This window comes from Rothia santali (genome assembly GCF_024199905.1).
GTDB classification, from domain to species: domain Bacteria; phylum Actinomycetota; class Actinomycetes; order Actinomycetales; family Micrococcaceae; genus Rothia; species Rothia santali.
The window spans coordinates 1-4256 of the sequence record NZ_JANAFB010000076.1; the positions used below are offsets into that span (position 1 = coordinate 1).

General features: G+C 73.2%; 3 protein-coding genes and 2 pseudogenes. 4 read left to right on the top strand and 1 reads right to left on the bottom strand.

The window, feature by feature from the left end:
* Window positions 1-177: 177 nt before the first annotated feature.
* The gene (locus tag NBM05_RS15115) at window positions 178-1233 is read left to right on the top strand and encodes a lipid II:glycine glycyltransferase FemX (RefSeq protein ID WP_254169144.1); all 1056 of its coding nucleotides are present in this window, start codon (window positions 178-180) and stop codon (window positions 1231-1233) included.
* Between the two features lie 132 nt (window positions 1234-1365).
* Entirely contained in the window at window positions 1366-2619 is a 1254-nt protein-coding gene (locus NBM05_RS15120) for a hypothetical protein (protein WP_254169146.1), read from the top strand.
* A 1-nt stretch (window position 2620) separates the two neighbouring features.
* Here NBM05_RS15120 and glpX read toward each other — a convergent pair whose 3' ends face one another.
* Window positions 2621-3622, bottom strand: coding sequence for a class II fructose-bisphosphatase (glpX, locus tag NBM05_RS15125; protein WP_254169148.1), 1002 nt, complete (start codon window positions 3620-3622; stop codon window positions 2621-2623).
* Between the two features lie 335 nt (window positions 3623-3957).
* On the opposite strand from glpX, the pseudogene NBM05_RS15130 reads away from it, so the two are divergent.
* Both NBM05_RS15130 and NBM05_RS15135 read left to right on the top strand, forming a co-directional pair.
* Window positions 3958-4089 (top strand): annotated as a pseudogene (locus tag NBM05_RS15130) (DUF4245 domain-containing protein); the annotation flags it as partial.
* Between the two features lie 44 nt (window positions 4090-4133).
* Window positions 4134-4247 (top strand): annotated as a pseudogene (locus tag NBM05_RS15135) (proline racemase family protein); the annotation flags it as partial.
* Window positions 4248-4256 lie beyond the last annotated feature (9 nt).

Consider the following 4256-nt stretch of genomic DNA (forward strand, 5'->3'; position numbering starts at 1 on the left):
CATCATGTGAGAAATCCTGCGGGCGCGGAAGGGGCGGAATGCTTTCAATCGAGACCAATCTTCCGCATGACTAGGCGAGACACCGACCCGCGAGGGCCCTCGGGTCTCCACATCCTCGTGCCGCGGGCCGCGGCCGCGGTTCAGTCCGGGGCCCCGTCCCCGGTTACAGTGGAGCCCATGACGAATTTTCTGCAGTCGGAGGCCTGGGCCACTTTTCAGCGCGATCTGGGGCACGAGGTGTTCCGCGGCGAGGGCCCCGGTTATGCCTACCTGGCCACGCTGGAGGGCGGCCGGACCGGTCGCTACCTGTACTGCCCGTACGGCCCCGACGCGGACTCCCCGGAGGCCTTCGACGCCGCCCTGGCCGAGCTGCGCGGCGTCGCCCGCTCGGCCGGCTGCCTGTTCGTGAGGATCGAGCCGACCTCCCCCGCCGTCTTCCCCGAGGGGTCCGACGGGGCCCGGGAGCTGCGGCGCCGGGGGCTGCGGCTCTCCCCGCGGCAGATCCAGCCGAGCCACACCTGGATGGTCGACCTGACCCAGGACGAGGAGGCCCTGCTCAAGGGCATGACCTCGACCAACCGGAACCTGCACCGCAACATCCACAAGAAGGGCGTGACCTTCGAGGCCTCCCACCGCCCGGACGACGTCGCGGTGCTGACCCGCTACCTCGGCAGGACGGCCGAGCGGGTCGGCTTCAACCGCCAGAAGGACGACTACCTGATCCAGGCGGCCCAGTCGCTGCTGCCCAACGGCGCGGCGACCCTGTATCTGGCGAAGCTCGACGACGAGCCCATCGGCGCCGCCCTCGTCTACGACTCGGACGACACGCGCACCTACGCCCACGCCTCGATGTCCTTCGAGCACCGCCGGCTCAGCGCCAACAACCCGCTGGTCTCGCACATGATGCTGGAGGCCAAGGAGCGCGGGCTGACCCGCTTCGACATGTTCGGGATCGCGCCGGAGGGCGAGCCTGAGCACGAGTGGGCGGGGTTCACGAAGTTCAAGAAGTCCTTCGGCGGCTATCCCGTGACCTACCCCGGGACCTGGGACCTACCCGTCAGCGCGGCCGGCTACCGCGCCTTCCGGCTCGCGTACGCGGGCAAGGAGAAGGCCGTGCCGTTCCTGCGGACGAGGGTGCTGCCCGCGGTGCGGACCGCCGGTAGCCGCGCCGTCCCCGCCGCGCGCCGGGCCGGCGCCGCCCTCGCCCGGCGGCTCCGGGGCACGCGGGGATAGCGCCGCCCCGCCGGACACGACTCGTCCCCGACCGCCGCGGTTCGTTCCTGACCAACGCGGCTCGTCCCCGACCGACGCGACTCGTCCCCTCCCCGCCACGGCCGTGAGGGCGCGGCCCAGTAGCATCGGAGCATGAGAGACGAGCCGTGGTCGCCCCTGGCGGAGCTGCTCGAGGAGTTCGAGTACTTCCCCCGCAGGCCCGACGCCGCGCACTCGCTGAAGGTCGCGGCGGGCCTGCTGCTCGCCGCGGCCGGCGTCGTCCTCCTCACGGTCAACGAGGTCAGGCCCGAGAGCTTCGACCGGTGGCTGCCCGAGGTCGCGACGCTGCCGCTGGCCGCGGTGGCCGTGGTCGCGGGCGCCGTCTACGCGCACCGTTCGCTGCCCCGGCACCTGTTCGCCCGGCTCCAGCGCTGGGTCGCCCGGCGCATCTGGGTCGTGGCCACGCTCGTGCAGGTCGTGCTCGCCGCGGTCTCGGCGTTCCTGGCCCTCACGCTGGTCCTCCTCCAGGCCTCCGGCGAGGCCGAGGTGGAGGACCTGATCGCCTTCGGCGGGGTCATCGCCGCGGCGTGCGTGCTGTCCTTCGCGATCGGGGGCGCGCAGCTGCAGGTCGGCGTCGTCGCCCTGAGGTCGCGGTTGCGGGCCGGTGCGACGTCGCGCTGGCTCGACACCGTCAGCCTGGCCGCGCTCTTCACCGTCCCGGTGGTCGTGGTCTCCCGGTCCCAGCTCGACTGGGCGGCGGCCGCCGTCCCCGCCGTCCTGGCGCTCATCGGCTCCCACTTCCAGCGCGCCAGCGCCTTCGACCGGACCGTTCAGGACCTCATGCGCAGCTACGAGTCCGTCCGGCGCGAGGGCCTCGCCGCCGCGTCCGGCGGGCCCCGCGCCCCGCTGCACGCGGCGTTCCGCGAGATGCACATCGAGCTCGCCCAGCGGCCCCGGGTCCTCGGCTCGCCCGTGCGCTCGGCCAGCTTCGAGGCCCTCTGCGCGGTCGCGGACGCCCGGTCCACCGGGCGCGGCAGCCCCGTGTGGTCCTCCCCGAGAAGCGAGCGATCCCGGGCCGCCCACCGGGTGTGGGCCATGCCGGAGCGGGACTTCGCCCTGGGCGCGGCGCAGGTCGCCGACGCCCAGCTGCAGCAGATCGACCCCTCCCTCGCACCGCCGGGGGCCCGGGTCCCACAGGACCTGCGCGCGATCCTCGGATCCTCCGCCCTGCCGAGGCCGGCCGGGCGGCGCGCGGTCGGTGCGCCGTCCGACGCCGGGCGCCGATCCGTACGCCGTCGGGCCCGGTCCCGGGCCCGGGACACGCAAGCGCCCCGGCCCGCGGGGGACGCGGACCGGGGCGCTCGAGGGCTCCGGGGCGGGGACCGCCGGAGGGCGGCGGGAGGCTGAGCTACCGCTCGTACCGCTCCCACTTGCTGGCCAGGTGCTCGGCCTCGACCATGCGCACGGTGCCGGAGCGCGAGCGCATCACGATCGACTGCGTGTGGATCCGCGAGCCCGAGTAGCGGACGCCGCGCAGCAGGTCGCCGTCGGTCAGGCCGGTCGCCGCGAAGAAGCAGTTGTCGCTGGTGACCAGCTCGTCGGTGGTCAGCACGGCGTCGAGGTCGAGGCCGGCGTCGATGGCCTTCTGCTTCTCCTCGTCGTCCACGGGGGCCAGGCGGCCCTGGATGACGCCGCCCGTGGCCTTGATCGCGCAGGCGCTGACGATCCCCTCGGGGGTCCCGCCGATGCCCAGCATGACGTCGACGCCGGTGTTCTCGCGGCACGCGGCGATGGCGCCGGCGACGTCGCCGTCCATGATCATCCGCGTCCGGGCGCCGGTGGCCCGGACCTCCTCGACGAGGCGGGCGTGGCGCGGCCGGTCCAGGATGCACACGGTCAGCTGGTTGACCTTCTTGCGCTTGGCCTTGGCCACCAGGTGGAGGTTCTGCTTGACGGGCAGGCGCAGGTCGACGAGGTCGGCGGCGTCGGGCCCGGTCACGATCTTCTCCATGTAGAACACGGCGGAGGGGTCGAACATGGAGCCGCCGTCAGCCATCGCGATGACCGACAGGGCGTTGTTCATGCCCAGCGCGGTGAGGCGGGTGCCGTCGATCGGGTCGACCGCGACGTCGAGCGCGGGGCCCTCGCCGTCGCCCAGCTTCTCGCCGTTGTAGAGCATGGGGGCCTCGTCCTTCTCCCCCTCGCCGATGACCACGGTGCCGTTGAACTGCACGGTCGAGAGCATGGTCCGCATCGCGTCCACGGCGGCGCCGTCGGCGGCGTTCTTGTCGCCCGCGCCGACCCAGTGGCCGCCCGCGATCGCCGCGGCCTCGGTCACGCGCACGAGCTCGAGCGCCAGGTTCCGGTCGGCCTGATTGTTCTGTTCTGAGGGATGGGACGGGAATGACACGGGAGTCCTCGCCTTCGAAGTGGTGTCGGTGCGGCCCGACGCCGCGCGGGCCTCGGTGACGCCGGTGAATGGCTTCGGTGTTCAGCATACTGGCTGAGCGGCATCCGCCCCGGTTGATTTGGGCCCGGTGCCCCCGCGGGCCCCGGATCCCGCCGGCGTCCCGAGCCCGACGCGGCCCGGCCACCGCGTGCGGCGGCTTGGAGCGTCCCGCGGCGTGGGGCACAATGACCTACGTGAACGATGCGAGCGATGAAGACCAGCAGCGGGTCGTCCCGCAGATCACCGAGAAGCAGGCCAAGCGGCTGAACACGCCCCTGCGCGCCATCATCATCACGATGGTGGCCCTGCTGGCCATCACGCTCCCCTTCGTCTGGCTCCAGCCGCGGCCCGACAACCAGAGCTACCGCCCCGAGGTCGACGTCGCGCAGACCGCCGCGGAGGCGAGCCGCGAGGCCGGCTACCCGGTCGTGGACCCGCAGCTCGAGGAGCCGTGGCACGCCAACTTCGCGCGGTGGCCGGGCGCGACGCCGTCGTCCCCGTCATCACCGGCAGCGCCTGGATCACCGGCACGGCCCAGTACACGCTCGACCCGACCGATCCGTTCCCGGCCGGGTTCGCCGTGTAGGGACGCCGT

Coding starts and splice junctions, on each gene's coding strand:
- NBM05_RS15115 (WP_254169144.1), top strand. CDS start 178: ATGACGAATTTTCTGCAGTCGGAGGCCTGGGCCACTTTTCAGCGCGAT.
- NBM05_RS15120 (WP_254169146.1), top strand. CDS start 1,366: ATGAGAGACGAGCCGTGGTCGCCCCTGGCGGAGCTGCTCGAGGAGTTC.